This is a genomic window from Pseudonocardia sp. ZF1 (genome assembly GCF_056835605.1).
On sequence record NZ_JAJNBY010000001.1, the window covers coordinates 2,126,663 to 2,144,227 of the forward strand.

At 75.4% G+C, this 17,565-nt stretch carries 17 protein-coding genes; 10 read left to right on the forward strand and 7 right to left on the reverse strand.

Annotation, left to right across the window (positions count from 1 at the left end; all coding sequences use genetic code 11):
• The first annotated feature begins 21 nt into the window (after positions 1-21).
• Positions 22-1,227, forward strand: coding sequence for a cytochrome P450 (locus ZF1_RS10530; RefSeq protein ID WP_357437999.1), 1,206 nt, complete (start codon positions 22-24; stop codon positions 1,225-1,227).
• Here ZF1_RS10530 and ZF1_RS10535 read toward each other — a convergent pair.
• Entirely contained in the window at positions 1,224-2,117 is an 894-nt protein-coding gene (locus ZF1_RS10535) for a LysR family transcriptional regulator (RefSeq protein ID WP_073573960.1), read from the reverse strand. The genes ZF1_RS10530 and ZF1_RS10535 overlap by 4 nt on opposite strands.
• A gap of 126 nt (positions 2,118-2,243) precedes the next feature.
• Here ZF1_RS10535 and ZF1_RS10540 point away from each other — a divergent pair, with 126 nt between their 5' ends.
• The 6 genes from ZF1_RS10540 to ZF1_RS10565 all read left to right on the forward strand — a co-directional run bounded on the left by ZF1_RS10540 (position 2,244) and on the right by ZF1_RS10565 (position 8,687).
• Positions 2,244-3,170, forward strand: coding sequence for a dihydrodipicolinate synthase family protein (locus ZF1_RS10540; RefSeq protein ID WP_073573959.1), 927 nt, complete (start codon positions 2,244-2,246; stop codon positions 3,168-3,170).
• Positions 3,163-4,899: an oxidoreductase gene (locus ZF1_RS10545; protein ID WP_100880210.1), complete on the forward strand. Its 1,737-nt coding sequence runs from the start codon at positions 3,163-3,165 to the stop codon at positions 4,897-4,899. The genes ZF1_RS10540 and ZF1_RS10545 overlap by 8 nt, the downstream gene beginning before the upstream one ends.
• Before the next feature lie 41 nt (positions 4,900-4,940).
• Entirely contained in the window at positions 4,941-6,251 is a 1,311-nt protein-coding gene (locus tag ZF1_RS10550) for an MFS transporter (RefSeq protein WP_208623071.1), read from the forward strand.
• Positions 6,248-7,021: an SDR family NAD(P)-dependent oxidoreductase gene (locus ZF1_RS10555; protein WP_100880211.1), complete on the forward strand. Its 774-nt coding sequence runs from the start codon at positions 6,248-6,250 to the stop codon at positions 7,019-7,021. Before ZF1_RS10550 ends, ZF1_RS10555 begins: the two co-directional genes overlap by 4 nt.
• Positions 7,018-7,791, forward strand: a complete 774-nt coding sequence (locus ZF1_RS10560) for an SDR family NAD(P)-dependent oxidoreductase (RefSeq protein ID WP_073573955.1) — start codon at positions 7,018-7,020, stop codon at positions 7,789-7,791. The genes ZF1_RS10555 and ZF1_RS10560 overlap by 4 nt, the downstream gene beginning before the upstream one ends.
• Before the next feature lie 143 nt (positions 7,792-7,934).
• The gene (locus ZF1_RS10565) at positions 7,935-8,687 is read left to right on the forward strand and encodes an IclR family transcriptional regulator (protein ID WP_482637151.1); all 753 of its coding nucleotides are present in this window, start codon (positions 7,935-7,937) and stop codon (positions 8,685-8,687) included.
• Positions 8,688-8,693: 6 nt separating this feature from the next.
• On the opposite strand, the gene ZF1_RS10570 is transcribed toward ZF1_RS10565, so the two are convergent.
• Both ZF1_RS10570 and ZF1_RS10575 read right to left on the reverse strand, forming a co-directional pair.
• Positions 8,694-9,524 (reverse strand): alpha/beta fold hydrolase, encoded by an 831-nt coding sequence (locus ZF1_RS10570; RefSeq protein ID WP_405418054.1) that lies wholly within the window; start codon positions 9,522-9,524, stop codon positions 8,694-8,696.
• Between the two features lie 73 nt (positions 9,525-9,597).
• Positions 9,598-10,839, reverse strand: coding sequence for a PucR family transcriptional regulator (locus ZF1_RS10575; RefSeq protein WP_482637152.1), 1,242 nt, complete (start codon positions 10,837-10,839; stop codon positions 9,598-9,600).
• Between the two features lie 136 nt (positions 10,840-10,975).
• On the opposite strand from ZF1_RS10575, the gene ZF1_RS10580 reads away from it, so the two are divergent.
• The gene (locus ZF1_RS10580; RefSeq protein ID WP_482637153.1) at positions 10,976-11,755 is read left to right on the forward strand and encodes an SDR family NAD(P)-dependent oxidoreductase; all 780 of its coding nucleotides are present in this window, start codon (positions 10,976-10,978) and stop codon (positions 11,753-11,755) included.
• A 10-nt stretch (positions 11,756-11,765) separates the two neighbouring features.
• On the opposite strand, the gene ZF1_RS10585 is transcribed toward ZF1_RS10580, so the two are convergent.
• A complete protein-coding gene (locus tag ZF1_RS10585) occupies positions 11,766-12,398 on the reverse strand; it encodes a TetR/AcrR family transcriptional regulator (protein ID WP_251784475.1) in 633 nt (210 codons plus the stop codon).
• 153 nt (positions 12,399-12,551) lie between these two features.
• On the opposite strand from ZF1_RS10585, the gene ZF1_RS10590 reads away from it, so the two are divergent.
• Positions 12,552-13,346, forward strand: coding sequence for an SDR family NAD(P)-dependent oxidoreductase (locus ZF1_RS10590; RefSeq protein ID WP_062402044.1), 795 nt, complete (start codon positions 12,552-12,554; stop codon positions 13,344-13,346).
• Between the two features lie 25 nt (positions 13,347-13,371).
• Here ZF1_RS10590 and ZF1_RS10595 read toward each other — a convergent pair whose 3' ends face one another.
• Positions 13,372-14,184: a YhjD/YihY/BrkB family envelope integrity protein gene (locus tag ZF1_RS10595; RefSeq protein WP_482637154.1), complete on the reverse strand. Its 813-nt coding sequence runs from the start codon at positions 14,182-14,184 to the stop codon at positions 13,372-13,374.
• 36 nt (positions 14,185-14,220) lie between these two features.
• On the opposite strand from ZF1_RS10595, the gene ZF1_RS10600 reads away from it, so the two are divergent.
• Positions 14,221-14,901 (forward strand): CDP-alcohol phosphatidyltransferase family protein, encoded by a 681-nt coding sequence (locus ZF1_RS10600; RefSeq protein WP_482637155.1) that lies wholly within the window; start codon positions 14,221-14,223, stop codon positions 14,899-14,901.
• Here ZF1_RS10600 and ZF1_RS10605 read toward each other — a convergent pair.
• Both ZF1_RS10605 and ZF1_RS10610 read right to left on the reverse strand, forming a co-directional pair.
• The gene (locus ZF1_RS10605) at positions 14,801-16,354 is read right to left on the reverse strand and encodes a phytoene desaturase family protein (RefSeq protein WP_405418042.1); all 1,554 of its coding nucleotides are present in this window, start codon (positions 16,352-16,354) and stop codon (positions 14,801-14,803) included. The genes ZF1_RS10600 and ZF1_RS10605 overlap by 101 nt on opposite strands.
• Positions 16,351-17,487, reverse strand: a complete 1,137-nt coding sequence (locus ZF1_RS10610; RefSeq protein ID WP_482637156.1) for a glycosyltransferase family 2 protein — start codon at positions 17,485-17,487, stop codon at positions 16,351-16,353. The genes ZF1_RS10605 and ZF1_RS10610 overlap by 4 nt, the downstream gene beginning before the upstream one ends.
• Positions 17,488-17,565 lie beyond the last annotated feature (78 nt).

A 17,565-nucleotide genomic window follows, 5' to 3' on the forward strand; every position in this document is an offset into this window, starting at 1 on the left:
CAACGACGGAAGGCGACGCCCATGACGGCCGCGCTCGACCACCTGCCCACCACCGACGTCGACCCGTTCGCCCCCGATGTCCTCACCGACCCGCTCGGGTTCCACGAGGAGCTCCGCGCCGCGGGCCCGCTGGTCCGGCTCACCCGCTACGACGTGCTCGCCCTCGGCCGCTACACCGATGTCCGGGCCGCGCTGGTCGACTGGCAGTCCTTCCGTTCCGGGGCCGGGGTCGGGATGCTGAACTTCCACACCGAACCACCGTGGCGGCCGCCGTCGCTGCTGCTGGAGGCCGATCCGCCGCACCACGACGCGCCCCGCCGCGTGCTCGGGAAGGTCCTCGGCCCCCGGGCGTTGCGCGTGCTGCGGGAGCGCTGGGCGGCCGACGCCGAGATCCTCGTCGACAAGGTGCTGGCCGGCGGGTACGAGTTCGACGCCGTCCCCGCCGTCGCCGAGGCGTTCCCGCTGCGCGTGTTCCCCGACGCCGTCGGGCTACCCGAGCAGGGCCGGGAGAACCTGCTGCCCTACGGCGACCTGCTGTTCAACGCCTTCGGCCCGCGCAACGCGCTGCTGGAGGAGAAGCTTCCGCGGCTCGGGGAGCTCTCGGCCTGGGTGAACGCCCAGTGCGCCCGCGACGCCCTGGCCGGGGAGGGGTTCGGTGCCGACATCTGGGCCGCCGCCGACCGCGGCGACATCACCGCCGAGCAGGCTCCGCTGGTCGTGCGGTCGCTCCTGTCGGCCGGGGTCGACACCACCGTCACCGGGCTCGCGGCGGTGCTGCACGCCGTCGCCCGGTACCCGGATCAGTGGGCGCGGCTGCGCGCCGACCCCGGGCTCGCCCGGGTCGCGTTCGACGAGGCGGTCCGCTGGGAGTCACCGGTCCAGACCTTCTTCCGCACGACGGCGACCGACACCGAGCTCGCCGGTGTGCGGGTCCCGGCCGGGCGCAAGGTGCTGATGTTCCTCGGCTCGGCGAACCGGGACCCTCGGCACTGGGGCCCCGGCGCGGGCACCTTCGACCTCGACCGTGACCCGTCGGGCCACGTCGGGTTCGGGATGGGGCTGCACCAGTGCGTCGGCCAGCACGTCGCCCGGCTGGAGGCCGAGGCGGTGCTGGCCGCGCTCGCCGCGCGGGTCGCGACGATCACCCCCGCCGGGCCACCGCGCCGACGGCCGAACAACACCATGCGCGCCTGGGCGTCGATGCCGCTGCGGGTCACGCCGGCCTAGGTGGTGGTGGGATCGGACAGGTGTCGCAGGCGCTCGGCGCTGGCGACGAAGTCCGCGACCAGCGGGTGCGCGGCCAACCGGGGCCAGGCCAGCGTGATCGGTACCCGTGGCGAGTCGGAGACGAGCCGGTAGCGGATCTGCGGGTGGGTGTAGAGCCGCCCGGTGGACGCGGGGGTGAGCCCGACGCCCCGCCCGGCCGCGATCGCCTCCATCCATTCGTCGACGTTCCGCACACGCACGACGGTGTCCGGGCGCCGGGCCGGCTCCCAGAGATCGAGCGTGGTCGTGCCCGACACCACGTTGATCACGATCGCCTCGTCGGCGAGGTCGTCCAGCACCACGGTCCCGCCGTCCACCAGCCGGTGGTCCGCCGGCAGGGCCACGACGCGGGGCTCGTCGGCGAGCACCAGCGTCCCGAACCGGGGGTCACCGGGGTCACCCGGCAGGAAACCCACGTGCGTACGCCCGTCTGCCAGACCGGCCACGGTGTCGTCGTAACGCCGGATCTCCACCGTCACGTCCGGGTGGGCACGTTCGAAGTCGCGCACGATCGGCGCGGTGTACTCGGCCGTGGAGCCCCAGGTGAAGCCGACCCGCAGGGTGGGAGGTGCGCCGGTCGCGGCGCCGACCGCCTCGTCGAGCGCCGCCAGCACCCGGTGCACGTGTGGCAGGACCTGCTGACCGGCGGCGGTCAACTGCACCGTCCGGCGGTTCCGTGCCAGGAGCGTGGTGCCGAGCAGTCGTTCCAGCGAGGCGACGGTGCGGCTCAGAGCAGGCTGGGTGATCCGGAGATGGTGCGCAGCGCGGGTGAAGTTCCGCTCCCGGGCCACGGCCACGAAGGCGCGGAGATGCCGGAACTCCACTCCGTGCTCCGCAGGAATCTCTGTCATGCACCGGAAGCATAAGCGGTGCTGAAACGGCATTTCATCCCGCATGGTCGACCGGCCTAGCGTCGGTGTCAGCGCGCTGATCCGACGAGGAGAAGCCGAGCCGACGACGAGAGGACGGAACCGACGATGGTCTCCTTCCACGGGGTGATCCCGGCGCATCTGCTCCCGTTCACCGACGACCTGCAGATCGACGAGACCAACCTCCGCCGCCACCTGCGTGCGCTGCTCGACGTCGAGGGCGTCGCGGGCATCACGACCAACGCGCACGCCTCCGAGGTGGCCACGCTGACCGCGGACGAGCAGCGCCGCCAGCTCGACATCGTCCTCGACGAGGTCGCCGGGCGGGTCCCGGTCATCTCCGGGGTGTACCAGGACGGCTCGGCCAAGGCCGCGCGGATCGCCGCGGATGCCGAAGCCGCCGGAGCCGACGGGCTGCTCGTGTTCCCCACAGTCGTGTTCGAGGGCGGCGCACAGCTGCGCCCGGAGATGGCGGTGAGCCACTACGCCACGATCGCGGATGCCACGTCGCTCCCGATGATCGCGTTCGTCTACCCGGCGACGTCGGGACTCCGGCTGGACACCGACACGCTGGTCCGGATCTGTTCCGAGATCGACAGCGTGGTCGCGGTGAAGGAGTGGTCGAACGACATCGTCGCCTACGAGCGCAACCTGCGGGCGCTGCGAGCGCTGGACCGGCCGGTGTCGTTGCTGTCCAGCTTCAGCCGCTCGCTGCTCGCCTCCCTGGTGCTCGGCGCCGACGGGATCCTCTCCGGGCACGGCAGCGTCGTCGTGGACCTGCAGGTGGAGCTGTTCCGCGCGGTGGAGAAGCAGGACCTGGGTGAGGCACGCCGGGTCTGGGACCGCATCCAGCCCTTCGCCGAGGCCTGCTACGCGGATCCGTTCCTGGACGGGCACAACCGGATGAAGGTGGCGCTGGCGCAGCTGGGCCGGATCGACGCCGCGCACGTCCGCCCACCCCTGCAGCCGGTGCCCGACACCGAGCGGGCCACGCTGCGGGCGGCCGTCGAGCGGGCGGAGCTGCCCCGTGGCTGAGGTCCCCGGCCTGTTCGACCCGATCGAGATCGGGGGCGTGCGGCTCCGCAACCGCACGCTGCTGCCCTCGATGACCACCCGCCTCGCGGACGACGCCGGGCACGTCACCGAGGCGACGCTCGCCTACTACCGGGCCCGCGCCGACGGTGGTGTCGGCCTGGTCACCGTCGAGATGGCCTCACCCGAGATCGCCGGCAAGCACCGGTTCCGCGAGCTGGGCATCTACGACGACATGTTCCTGCCCGGCCTGCGCCGGCTGGTGGACACGCTGCACGAGGCCGGGGCGCGGGCGTCGATCCAGCTCGGGCACGGCGGCAGCCGGGCGCGGTCCGTCGTTTCCGGCACCACCCCCGTGGCGCCGTCGGCGGTGCCCACCCCGGTCTTCGAGATCGACGCCGAGCTCGCCGTCCCGGAAGCCATGTCGGCCGCCCGGATCCGCGAGACGGTCGACGCCTACGTGGCCGCGGCGGCCCGCGCACAGCGGGCCGGGTTCGACATGGTCGAGCTGCACGGCGCACACGGCTACCTGATCTCGCAGTTCCTGTCCCCGCTGGAGAACACCCGCTCCGACGCCTACGGCGGGTCGCTGGAGAACCGGGCACGGTTCGGGCTGGAGATCCTGCGCCGCATCAAGTCCGAGGTCCCGGGCCTGCCGGTGATCTTCCGGATCGGGGTGGAGGACTTCTTCCCGGGGGGGCTCACCGCCGACGAGGGCATGCAGGTCGGCCGGTGGGCGGAGCAGAACGGTGCCGACGCGGTCAGCGTGACCGCCGGGCACTACCGCTCCCTGCCCGCCGCCGAGCGGATGATCCCACCGATGGCGTACCCCGCGGCGACGTTCGTCGAGTACGCGGCACGGATGAAGCAGCTCGTCGACGTCCCGGTGATCGGGGTCGGGCGGCTCGGCGACCCCGACCTCGCCGCCCGCGCCGTGGCCGACGGCAAGCTCGACATCGTGGCCCTGGGCCGCCCGCTGATCGCGGACCCGCGCTGGGTGGCCAAGGCGCAGGCCGGAGTCCCCGTCCGGCGTTGCCTGGCCTGCAACCACTGCATCACGAACATGCGCTCCGGCGCGCAGCTGTCCTGTGTGGTCAACCCGGCGACCGGCCGGGAGGACGTCTACGCCGGCACGAGCGCCCCGGGAGGCCGCCGGATCGTGGTGCTCGGCGCCGGACCGGCCGGGCTGACCTACGCCTCCCAGGTCGCCGAGGGCAACGACGTCACGGTGATCGACAGGGCGGAGCGCCCCGGCGGGGCGTTCCGGCTCACCGGGCTCGCCCCACGGTTCAACGACGTCGCCGCGGCCGAACCGACGTTCACCGCCTACATCGACGAGCTGGAACGGACCTGCCGGCTCGGCGGCGTCCGGTTCCGCTACGGCTCCGAAGCCGCCGGTGACGACCTGCGCGGCGCCGACCTGGTGGTCGTGGCCACCGGCGCGCACTACCGGTTCGGCCTCGGCGCCGTCGTCCCCCGACTGCTGCGCACCCGTGCCGCCCGCTCGCGGGCGGCTGCCCGCCTGTTCGCCTCCCCGCGGATCCGGGACGCGCTCTACTACCGGCTCCGCACCGGACGCGGCGCCGAACTGGCCCGCCGACTGCCCGTCGACCCCGGGAGCACGGTGCTCGTCGTTGGCGACGCCGCCCGGGCCGGCAAGGCCCGCGAGGCCATCACCAGCGCCTTCGACGCCGCCCTGGCGCCCAGCGCTCGATCCGCCCCCACCCCCTGACATCGATCGACAAGAGGTCCCGTGCCATGACAGAGCCGTCAGTGAGCGCAGTACACGCACCACCGGGCAACCGGCGGCAGAGCAGCAAGGTCGCCTTCGCCAGCCTGATCGGCACCACCGTCGAGTGGTACGACTTCTACATCTACGGCACCGCCGCAGCGCTGGTGTTCCCGAAACTGTTCTTCCCCGAGTTCTCGCCGGGTGCGGGCCTGCTCGCCTCGCTGTCCACCTACGCGGTGGGCTTCGCCGCCCGCCCGCTCGGCGGCATCGTGTTCGGTCACTACGGCGACCGGGTCGGCCGCAAGAAGATGCTGGTGGTCTCGCTGCTCGCGATGGGCCTCGGGACCCTGGCGATGGGTCTGGTCCCCGGCTTCGCCGAGATCGGCATCCTGGCCCCGGTCCTCATCGTGGCGCTCCGGTTCGTGCAGGGCGTCGCCGTCGGCGGCGAATGGGGCGGTGCGGTGCTGATGGCCGTGGAGCACGCGCCGCCCGGCAGAGCAGGCTGGTACGGGTCGTGGCCGCAGGTCGGCAGCCCGCTCGGGCTCGTGCTGTCCACCGCGGCGTTCTCCGCGGTGAGCAGCCTGCCCGACGAGGACTTCCTGTCCTGGGGCTGGCGGGTGCCGTTCCTGGCCAGCGCGCTGCTCATCGTCGTCGGGCTCGTCGTGCGGCTGCGGCTGATGGAGTCCCCGGTGTTCGCGCAGATGCAGTCGGCCGGGGAGACCGCACGGCTGCCCGTGCGCGACGCACTGGCCCGGCACCCGGGCAGTGTGCTCGGCGCCGCCGGCGCGTTCATCGTGATCAACACGGTCTTCTACCTGGTCACCGTGCTCGGGCTGTCCTGGGCCACGTCGCACCTGGGCATCCCGCGCGGCACGTTCCTCGCCGCCGTCCTGGTCGCCGCCGTGATCATGTGCGGCACCGTCCCGCTGTTCGGCGCGCTGTCGGACCGGGTCGGCCGACGACCGGTGTTCGCGGCCGGGGCGATCCTGGTGGCGGTGTTCGCGTTCCCGCTGTTCTGGCTGATCGAGACGATGTCGACACCGCTGCTGTTCCTCGGTGTCATCGTGATCATGGGCATCGGGCACCCGTTGATGTACGGGCCGCAGGCGGCGCTGTACTCGGAGATGTTCCCGCCCGCGCTCCGCTACTCGGGTGCCTCCCTGGGTTACCAGATCGGCGGCATGCTCGGCGGGCTGGTCCCGCTCGTGGCCAGCGCACTGCTGGTCGCCTACGACCAGGCGTCCTGGCCGATGGCCGCGCTCCTCGTCGCCACCGCCGTGATCAGCCTGGCGTCCCTGCTCACCATGCGGGCCCGGTACGCCGACCACACCACCGGGGAGGTCGCGTCGTGACCGCACTCGATCTCACCGGTCGCACCGCCGCCGTCACCGGCGCGGCCCGCGGCATCGGCCGGGCCATCGCCACGGCGCTGGCCGACGCCGGGGCCCGGGTGGCGGTGATCGACAAGGACGCCGACGGCGCGCGGTTGGTCGCCGAGGAGCTCGGCGGCGTCCCGGTGTCGGCCGACCTCACCGACGCCGACGCCGTCGACCGGGCGTTCGCCGAGGTCGTCGAGCGGCTCGGGGCACCCGAGGTGTTCGTCAACAACGCCGGCATCCTGCGGGCCGGTGACCTGGTCACCTCCGCCGTCGAGGACTGGGACGCCCAGTTCGCCGTCAACACCCGGGCGGCGTTCCTGTCGGTGCGCGCCGCGGCGGGCCACATGCGTGCCCGCGGCGGGCCCGGCTCGATCGTCGTGGTCACCTCGAACTGTGCCCGGACCCCGCGGATGGACCTGGGTGCGTACTGCGCGTCCAAGGCGGCCACGGACATGATGGCCCGCTGCCTGGCGCTGGAACTCGCCGCCGAGCAGATCCGGGTCAACACGCTGTGCCCCGGCTCCTGCGACACCGAGCTGCAACGCGCCCAGTGGCGTGAGCTCGGCGTCGGCCCGGAGCGCCAGATCCACGGTGACCCCGCGAAGTACCGCACCGGCATCCCGATGGGACGTCTCACCACCCCGCAGGACGTCGCCGACCTGGCCCTGGTGCTCGCCTCGGACACCAGCCGGTTCGTCACCGGGCAGTCCTGGCACGTCGACGGAGGACAGACCCTGCCATGACCGACACCACCACCGACCCCCGCGCGGACTTCGCCGGGCTGACCGCCGTCGTCACCGGCGGGGCCTCCGGCATCGGCGCAGCCACGGCGGCCCTGTTCGCGGCGCGCGGCGCCCGGGTCGCCGTGCTCGACCTCGATCCGGGCGATGTGCCGAGCCCGCTGCTCGGCGTGCGCGCCGACGTCACCGACGACGACTCCGTCACCGCCGCCGTCGACGAGGTCATGACGGCGTTCGGCCGGATCGACATCCTGGTCAACAACGCCGGTGTCGGCGCGGCCGGCACCGTCGAGGCCAACGACCTCGACGAGTGGCGTCGGGTTCTCGACGTGAACCTGCTCGGGCTGGTGCGCACGACCAGGGCCGCGCTACCCGCACTGCGCCGCGCGGGCTCGGCCTCGGTCGTGAACGTCGGCTCCATCGTGGCCACCGCCGGACTGCCCGACCGGGCGTTGTACTCGGCGAGCAAGGGGGCCGTGCTGTCCCTGACGCGGGCCATGGCCGCCGACCACGTCCGCGACGGCATCCGCGTCAACTGCGTGTGCCCCGGCACCGTGGACACCCCGTGGATCGGCCGGCTGCTCGACGCCGCCGCCGACCCCGACACCGAGCTCGCGGCGTTGCGCAGCCGCCAGCCGACCGGGGGCCTCGTGGGGATGGAGGAGGTCGCGCGGGCCATCCTCCACCTCGCCGACCCGCACCAGCGCTCTCTCACCGGCGCCGTCCTGGCGGTCGACGGCGGGATGTCGGGCCTCCGCGTCCCGCAGGGCTGAGCCACGGGGCGGTATCCGTCCGACGGTCCGTACGGGGCACCCGCGACGACGGGCCCGGGCCGGCCCGCCCGTCGCGGCGTCACGGGCAGGTGATCGCCACCGGGCCGCGTGACCGGGGAGGCACCCTGGGGCAGACTCGACCCGTGGTCGGGGGCGAACCGGTGCTGGCCCGGGCGGTGCGGATCCTGTCGGTGTTCGAGCCCGGGCGGGCCGAGCTGGGCGTCGCCGAGATCGCCCGCGCCTCGGGGCTGCACGTCGCGACCGCGTCACGGCTGGTCGGGCAGCTCGTCGAGCAGGGGCTGCTCACCCGCACCGGCTCCGGGCGGCTGCGGATCGGGATGCGGCTGTGGGAGCTGGGGCAGGGGGCGTCGCCGACGCTGACCCTGCGGGCCGCGGCCCTGCCGTTCCTCGGGGACCTGCACGCGGTCGTCGGGCACCACGTGCAGCTGGGTGTCCTCGACGGCGACGAGGTCATCTTCCTGGAGCGGCTCTCCGCGCCCGGGGCGGTGGTCAACCTGACCCGGATCGCCGGGCGGCTGCCGCTGCACGTCTCGTCGTCGGGGCTGGTGCTGCTCGCCCACGCGCCGCCCGAGCAGCAGGAACGGGTGCTCGCGGCGCCCCTGGAACGACGGACGCCCGCCACGGTGACCGACCCGGACCGGCTGCGGGTGCTGCTCGCCCGTGTCCGGCGCGACGGGTACGTCGTCACCGACGGGCACGTCCATCCGGACGCGACGGGCGTCGCCGTCCCGGTCCGCGGGCGCGACGGGGCCGTGGTCGCCGCGCTGTCGACGGTGCAGCCGCACGACGGCCGGGCGCGCACGCTCGTCCCCGCCCTGCGCGCCGCGGCCCACGGCATCGCCCGGGCGCACGGCGGGGGAGACCCCGTGCCCTGAGTGCGCTCAGCCGAGGAACTTCTCCACCACCGCGTCGAACGCGGCCGGGTTCTCCAGGAACACGAAGTGCGAGTTCGCCTCGTCGGGCCCGAACACGTGCAGCACCGCGCCGGGGACACGGTCGGCGATCCAACGCTGCGACTCCGGGCTCACGTGGCTGCCCTCGCACCCGAGGACCAGTGTCGGGACGTCGATCCGGGGGAGCACGTCGCGCCAGTCCTGTGCGCAGTGGTCGAACAGCAGCGGTACCCCGGCGTGGGCGGGGGTGTGGGTGATCTCCCGGGCGACCAGGGACCAGACGTCGTCGGCGGGGGTGCCGGAGAACATCGAGCGGACGAACGCCTCCCGCACCGTGTCCCCGTCGGGGCCGGCGAGGCTGCCGGCGAGGTCCAGCAGGCCGCCGACGTCGAAGATGGCGCCCGACCCGGCCTGCTCCTGCGCCGACATCCACGGCACCGCGGCGACGGCCGCGGGCTGGTCGACCAGCACCAGCCGGCCGATCCGGCCCGTGCCGTGGGTGTCGATGTGGCTCCACAGCACCGAGGCGCCCATGGACCAGCCGAGCAGGTCGGCACGGTCGAGACCGAGGTGGTCGAGCAGCTCGACCAGGTCCTGCGCGAGCCGGGCGATGCGGTAGCCGTGGTGCGGCTTGTCCGAGACGCCGTGCCCGCGCTGGTCGTAGGTGACCACGCGGCGCCGCGCGCCGAGGCCGGTGAGCTGGTGGGCGAACATCGCCTGGGTCTGGCCCCAGCCGTGCAGCATCACCAGCGGGACGCCCTCCCCGCCGGAGTCGCGGTAGTCGAGCGTCACACCGTCGGCGGTGGTGAAGGTGGGCATCGGTGTCCTCCTCGGGTCCGCGGAGGAGTCTGGGCCGCAGTGGCGCCGGTCACCACCGCCGGTGGTCGAGGGATCAGGCCGGTGTGTGCTCCGTCTGTCGAAGCTCCCGGCCGGGTGCCGGGTGCCGGGCCGCGACGACGTCGAGCGCGACCAGCCCCAGGTGCAGCGCCAGCCGGGTCGCGCCGTCGGAGACGTCGAGACCGGTGAGCCGGGTGACCCGGTCGAGCCGGTAGTAGAGCGAGGTGCGGTGGATGTGCAGGCGGGCGGCCGCGGCCGGGCCGTTGCCCGCCTCGTCGAGGTAGGCGCGGACGGTGGCCACCAGCCGTCCGTCGGGGTCGGCGGCACGCAGCCGGCGCACCTCGTCGGGGACCACGTCGTCGGTCAGCAGGGCCGGCGGGAGAGCGAGCAGCGGGCCGAGCGCCCCGAGCCCGGCCCACCGGGCGACCGGGGGCCGGAGCCCGAGCTCGGCGGCCGTGCACGCGGTCCGGGCCCGCGTCACCGACCCGGCCAGCAGCTCCGGTGCGGGGGCCGGATCGCCGATCCCGGCGACGCAGCGGAAGCGGCCGTGGGCCAGCTCGCCGACGCGATCGACGACCCGGCGCACCCGCGCGGGGAGGTCCTCGGAGCCGGGCGTCGGCGGCGCGGCGAGCAGGACCGCGGTGCCGCCGGCGACGGCGGTGAGCCACCCGTCGGTCCCGTCGCGGCGGCGCCCGGACAGGGCCGTACGCAGGGCGATCCCGGCGTGTTCGTGGTACCCGTCCGCCCCGGGCACCGCGACGACGACGGCCGTCGCGCCCGGCTCCGGCGCCCGGCCCGCCGTGGTGAGGGCGGCCGCCGCCCGGACCCGGGCCACCGGGTCGTCGCCGACGAGGTCGAGCACCCGGCGCTCGTCCTCGCGGGCCGCGTCGGCGGTGCGCGCCAGGTCCTGCAGCGACAGTGCCAGCTGCTCGGCGACCGCGGTGATGCGCCCGAGCTCGCCGGTGGTCAGCGAGCCGTCGGCGTCCATCACCATCAGCAGAGCCAGCAGCCGGCCCTCCCAGCGGACCGGGACGCACACCCGGGCGTGCATGCCCAGCTCGTCGCTGGCCGGGATGATCCCGGGACGGGTCCAGGACAGCACACCGTGGGCGAGCACGTAGCCGCGGACGCGGGGCTCCGCGCCGCGGTTGAGCACCGCCGCGACGCGGGTGGGGTCCGCGTCGCCGTAGTGCGCGCCGGCGTAGAGGACCTGCACGGCGGGGTCGTCGACGACGACCGACCGGGACAGCTCCTCGGCGAGCCGGTCGATCAGCGCCGTCGCCACGTCACCGAGCACCCGGCGATCCTACAGACGGAGCACACCGCGGCCGCCGTGTTCGTCGGCGGACGGTGTCGGCCGCGCGCACCGCGGGCGCACCGTGGCCGGAAGCAGGGGACGGCGCGGCAGGGCACGACGAGGCGGGGAGGGTCCGGTGCGGGATCTGGAGGGCCGGGTGGCGGTGGTGTTCGGCGCGGGGTCGGGCGGGCGGGGGACGAGCAACGGCGAGGCCGCGGCGCTGGCCTACGCCGGGGCCGGTGCGGTCGTCGCCGCGGTCGACCGCGACACCGCCGAGGCCGCCCGGGTGGCGGGGGAGATCACCCGAGCCGGTGGTGCGGCACTGGCGGTCACCGCCGACGTCACCGACGAGGACGACGTCGCCCGCGCCGTCGCCGCGGTCGTGGACACCCTCGGGGTGCCGCACGTACTGCACAACAACGTCGGCGCCGCGGTGCTCGGTGAGGTCGTCGACCTCGACCTCGCCGGGTGGAACCGGGCGCTCGCGCTGAACCTGACCAGCGCCTACCTGACCTGCCGGCACACGCTGCCGTACATGCGCGCCGCCGGTCGCGGGGCGATCGTGAACGTGTCGTCGCTGGCCGCGATCCGCGACACCGGCTACGTCTACCCCGCCTACAGCGCGGCCAAGGCGGGTGTCGACCAGCTGACCGTGTCGCTGGCGCTGACCTACGCCCGCGACGGGATCCGCGCCAACGCGGTGCTGCCCGGCCTGATCGACACCCCGATGGTGCGCGAGCAGGTCGTCGACGACCCCGGCGCGCTGGCCGCCCGGCACGAGGTGAGCCCCACCGGCCGGATGGGCTCCCCGCACGACGTCGCCCAGGCCGCGCTGTTCCTCGCGTCGGACCGCGCCGCCTACGTCAACGGGGTCTGTCTACCGGTCGACGGCGGGCTGTCCGCACGGTCGCGGTGAGGCCCGGCGCTCAGGCCCCGGCGCCCGCGCCGACCGGCACCGGGCGCAGGGTCAGCGGCAGCAGGTCGCGGACCTCGGCGCGCAGGGTGTCCAACGCGTGCGGGTCGTCGCCGGTGAGGAACCCCAGCAGGGCCTGCTGGAACACGCCGTCGACCATCCCGTAGGCGGCGTGCGGGCTCAGCGCGACCGCGGTGCCGGTGAGGTCGGCGTAACGGGTGACGACCCGCCACACCATGTCCTCCAGGGTGCGGTCGATCTGCCCGACGGCCTCGCGCAGGTTCGGCTCGAACATGCTCTGGGCGCGCAGGTCGTACCAGAGGCGGTGCATCGGGGCCTCGTCGACGATCGTCTCGCACAGCTTGTCCGCGAACGCGGTGACCAGGCCGTCGGCCGTCGTCGCGTCGGCGACGGCGCCGTCGTAGCGGGTCACGCACACCGCCTTGTACTGCCGCACGCAGTAGACGATCAGCTCCAGCTTGTCGGCGAAGTAGTAGTGCACGACGCCGTGGCTGTACGGGGAGTTCTGCGCGATCTCGCGCAGCGACGCCCGGGCGTAGCCGAGCTCGCCCAGGGTCTGCAGGGCCGAGTCCGCCAGCGCTCGGCGGCGCGCGTCGTGCTTGTCGACCGGGTTCGCCCGTGCCACGCGGCCCCCTCCCGTCGTCCGCCGGGAGCCACTGTAACCGACCGCTGCGTCTCCGACGCCGTCGTTCTGGACGCCCGCCCGACGATATCTTGACAACTGGTCAGAGATCGCGGCAGGGTGTGGCCCACATCACCGATCGACACTGGAGTCGCCGTGACGCAGATCGACCTGACCGGACGCACCGTGCTCGTGACCGGGGGCGCACAGGGGCTGGGCGAGGGGATGGCCCGCGCGCTGGCCGACTCGGGCGGCCGGGTCGTCGTCGCCGACCTGCAGGACGAGGCGGGCGGCACGCTCGCGAAGTCCCTGGGGGAGCAGCACGGGTTCGTGCACCTGGACGTCACCGACGACGCCTCGTGGACCGCCGCGGTCGCCGAGACCGTGGAGCGGTTCGGCGGCCTCGACGTCGTCGTCAACAACGCGGGCGTCGAGGTCACCCAGCTGCTCGTCGACACCGAGCCCGACGACGTCCGCCGGATGCTCGAGGTCAACCTGCTCGGCACGATGCTCGGCATCAAGCACGCCTTCCGTGCCATGCGCCCGGGTGGTGCGGCGGGCCGCGGCGGAGCCGTGATCAACGTGGCCTCGGTCGCCGCGACCATCGCGTTCCCCTCCATCGGCGGCTACTCCGCGACCAAGTCCGGGGTCGACCGGCTCACCCGGGTCGCGGCGATGGAGTCGGGCAAGCTCGGCTACGGGGTGCGGGTCAACTGCGTGTACCCCGGGCTCGTCCCGACCGCGATGGGGCAGAAGCTCGCCGTCGAGACCGCCGGGCTCGGGCTGTTCGAGAGCCCGGAGGCCGCGGTCGGCGCGGTGGTCGAGCTGACCCCGTCGGGCCGGCTCGGCGAGGTCGCCGACATCGCCGACGCGGTCGCCTTCCTGGCCTCCGACGCCGCCCGGTTCGTCAACGGCGCCGGGCTGCCGGTCGACGGCGGCATGGGCATGTGACCCGCCGGGTCCCCGCCGCCCGGGATCACCGGTCCCGGGCGGCGAGGACCTCGTCGAGCACCACGGTGGCGCGGAACCCGCACAGCACCAGGATGTGCAGCAGGTAGAGCCACAGCGCCAGCGCCGACACCGTCCCGACCACGGGGAGCCCGGCGAACGGTGCCGACCACTCGATCGGGATGGCCAGGAACAGCAGGAAACCCTGCAGGAACCCGGCCAGCACCGACCCGGTGCCGAACGCGCCGAGCACCAGCGCGCGCCGGCCCAGCCGCCCCGGCCCGACCAGCCCGAACACCGCGAGCAGCGCGGTCGACAGCGTCACCCACACCACGTGGAACGCCACGACGACGCCCCACACCAGCGACCAGCCACCCGCGGCGTAGAGCGGACCGACGTAGGGAGCCGCGCCCAGCACGACCAGCACGAGGAACGGCGCGACCGCCGCGACCCCCAGCAGCCCGGCGCGGCCGCGCCAGCCGGTGAGCCGGTCGCGGGCTGCGGACATCTGGACGAACGCGCGGCGCAGGCCCTCGCCGTAGAGGCTGGCCGGGAACAGCACGACCAGCGCCTGCCACCAGGCCATCGACAGCGACACCGCGGCCAGTGTGCGCAGCGCCTCGGGCGTGCCGTGCCCGCCGGGGAGCCCGCCGATCGCCGCGTCCATCGCCGTGGTCACCGTCTCCGGCCCGGCCAGCGCACCGACGCCCCACAGCGCGACCATCGTCAGCGGCACCAGCCCGATCACCCCGAAGTAGGTCGCACCGGCGGCCCACAGCGCGATGTCGCTGCCGGGGAAGGTGTTCCCGAGCCGGCGGGCGAGGGTGCGGGCCCGGTTCACGGCGCGCCCCCGCTGCGGCGCTGGCACGCTGGTCCGATGACGACCGGGGACGACGACGGCTGGTCGGTCCTGCACGGCGGCATCCGGCCCTCCCCGGTGGTACGCGGCTGGCTCCGGATGGTGCGGGTCCTCTCCGCGGGCCCGGTGGCCCGGGTCCCGCCGGACGTGCTGTCGGCGTCCGGCGTGGTCGTGCTGGCCGGGGCGTGGGCGGTCGCGCTCGCCGGGGCGCCGTGGACGGCGGCGGCGGCTCTGCTCGTCGTCGCCGCGGGGGTGCTCGACGGCCTCGACGGCGCCGTCGCGCTGCGCACCGGGCGGGCCCGGCCGCTGGGTGCGGTGGTCGACGCCGTCGCCGACCGCCTCGGGGACCTGCTGCTCGGGGCGGTGCTGGTCGCGCTCGGCGCCGCGCCCGGCTGGGTCCTCGCGGCGCTCGCGCTGGTGTTCGTGCACGAGTTCCTGCGGGCCCGCGCGCAGTCGGTCGGCATGCCGGGGGTGGGCGCGGTGACCGTCGCCGAGCGGCCGACCCGGCTGGTCGTGGTCGCCCTGCCCGCACTCGGTGCGGCGGTGCTCCCGGCCGGCCCGCCGCTGGTCGGGGTGTCGTGGGGGACCGTCTTCGCCCTCACCTGGACGGTCCTGGGTGCGATCGGGCTGGCGCAGCTCGCGGTGGGCGTGGTCCGGACGACCCCGCCGCGGTTCCCGGGGTCCCCGCCGGGCCGATGAGCCCGGCGACGATCTCGGCCGACATCAGCACCAGCGGGATGCCGCCGCCCGGGTGCGCGGACCCGCCCACCAGGTAGAGGCCCGGCACCGGGCCGCGGTTGGCGGGCCGGCGCAGCGCGGCCCGGGGGCCGTGCGAGGCGGTGCCGTAGATCGCGCCGCCCGGCGAACCGGTGCGCCGCTCCAGCTCGGCCGGGGTCAGGACCTCGGCGAACCGCAGGCGGTCGCGCACGTCGGTGCCGCGGGCGGCGAGCACGCCGAGCACCCGGTCCCGGTAGCGCTCCGCGAGCCCGGGGGCGTCCCAGTCGACACCGCGCCCCGGGGCGTGCAGGGGTGCGTTGACCAGCACGAACCAGCCCTCGGAGGCGTCGTCGGGGCGCAGCGCCGGGTCGTCGGGGGCGTGCACGTACACCGTCGGGTCGGGCACCGGGCGGGGCTCGCGACCGAAGATCGCGTCGAACTCGGCGTGCTGGTCGCGCGGGAACCAGACCCGGTGCGCCGGCCCTGGCTCCCGGCCGGACAGCCCGAGCAGCAGCACGAACCCGGCGGTCGAGCGGGGCGTGCGGCGCAGCCGCCTGCGGGCCCGGCGCGCGACGTCGCGGGGGAGCAGCCGCTCGTGCAGCACGTGCGCGTCGACCCCGGAGACGACGACGTCGGCGCGCACCTCGCGGCCCCCGGCCCGGACCCCGGCGGCCCGGCCGCGCTCCACGAGGACCTCGTCGACGGCCGTGCCCGGGTGCAGCGTGACGCCGAGGGCGAGGCAGCGGTCCACGACGGCGTCGACGATGCGGCGCAGCCCGCCCGGCACCCACCACGCGCCGAACTCCTGCTCGACGAAGGCGGTCACCGCCAGCACCGCCGGTGTGCGACGCGGGTCGGAACCGGAGTAGGTGGCGTAGCGGTTCAGCCAGGTCCGCAGCCGCGGGTCGGGCAGCAGCCGCGCGCCCAGCCCGTCGAGGGTCCGCCACGGCGCGACCGCGCGCAGGTCGGCCGGGCGGGCGCTCATCCGGACGAGCGCGGCCGTGGTGAGCGGGCGGCGCAGGACCGGCTCGCCGACGAGGTCCCACAGGCGTCGCGAGTGCTCGTGCAGCGCCGCCCAGGACGCGCCGGCGCCGTCGCCCAGGGCGGCGTCGAGGGCGGCCGGGACCGCGGCCGCGGCGTGCGGCAGGTCCAGCCGCGTGCCGTCGGCGAAGACGTGGCCGCAGGCCGGGTCGACCGGCGTGACCGGCAGGTCCGCGGGACCGCCGGTCGCGGCGAACAGGTCGTCGAGCAGGTCCGGCATCGTGAGCAGCGACGGGCCGGTGTCGAAGGTGAACCCGTCCCGGGTGACGACGCCGAGCTTCCCGCCCGGGGTGTCGGCCCGCTCGAACACGGTGACCGCGTGCCCGGCGGCGGCCAGCCGCGCCGCCGCCGCGAGCCCGCCCAGCCCGGCGCCGACCACCACGACCCGGCTCACAGCGCACGCCCCTTCCAGCTCAGCGTGCCGCGCAGCCTGCCCGCCCACGAGGACGCGAGCAGCCCGAGCAGGGCCAGCACCGACACCGGGTGGGCGAGCGCGTCGACCGCGCCGCCGCCCGACGGCCCGGTGACCCACCGCGCGGCGGGCACCCGCCCGGCGACGGCGGCGGCGTACCCGAGCAGCCCGGTCCGCGACCCGGTCAGCGCGGCGAGCGCGGGCAGCACGTAGACCAGCACCAGCCCGGCGCCGACCGCGACCGCCCCGGCGGGCGAGCCGAACGCCGCCCACAGCGACTTGCGGTAGCCCGCCCGCAGCTCCGCGCCGGTCGCGTACATCCGGCAGGACGCGACCTGCGACCCGTCGGCGATGCCGGTCCGGCCCCCGGCGGCGCGGACCGCCCGGGCCAACCCGATGTCGTCGAGGACGGCGCCCGACACCGCGGCCCAGCCGCCCGCCCGGGCCAGTGCGGCCGCCTCGACCAGCAGGAACTGCCCGTTCGCGACGGCCATCGACCCCCGTCCGGACCGTTCCGCTACGGCCAGCGGCAGCGTCGTCAGCCACGACCAGGCCAGCAGCGGTTGCACCAGCCGGCCGAGCGGGCCGGAGGCGACCTGCCGCGGCCACGGGCACAGCAGGTCCAGCGGCCGGTCCCGGTCGCGCAGCAGCGCCACCGCGGCGGCGACGGCGTGCGGGACGAGGACGACGTCGGCGTCGACGAAGACGAGGACCTCACCGCGGGCGGCCGCGGCCAGCGCGGCACAGGCGTGCGGTTTGCCCAGCACCCCGGGCGGGGGCGGGGTGCCGGTGAGCACCCGTAGCCGGGGGTCGCCGCCGGCCGCGGTACGGACGACGGCGGCGGTCCCGTCGGTGGAGCCGTCGTCGAGGACGAGGATCTCGACGTCGGCCAGCCCGCGCTGCCCGGTCAGCGCCCGCACGGTCGGCGCGATCCGGTGTGCCTCGTCGCGGGCCGGGACCAGCACCGACACCGGCACGGTCACCGTGGGCGGCGCGGCGGGCGGGCGTCGCAGCCCGGCCCGGTTCACCCAGGCCTGCACCGTCCCGGCCGCGGCGAGGACGGACCCGGCGGCCACGAGCGGACGGACGGCGCGCAGCGGCCGGCGGAGGAGCACGCAGGCGACCCTACGGAGGGGGCGGCCCGGCCGCGCGACGTCGCCGCGGCCGCGGACGACGCGCGGGTGTGCCCGGGT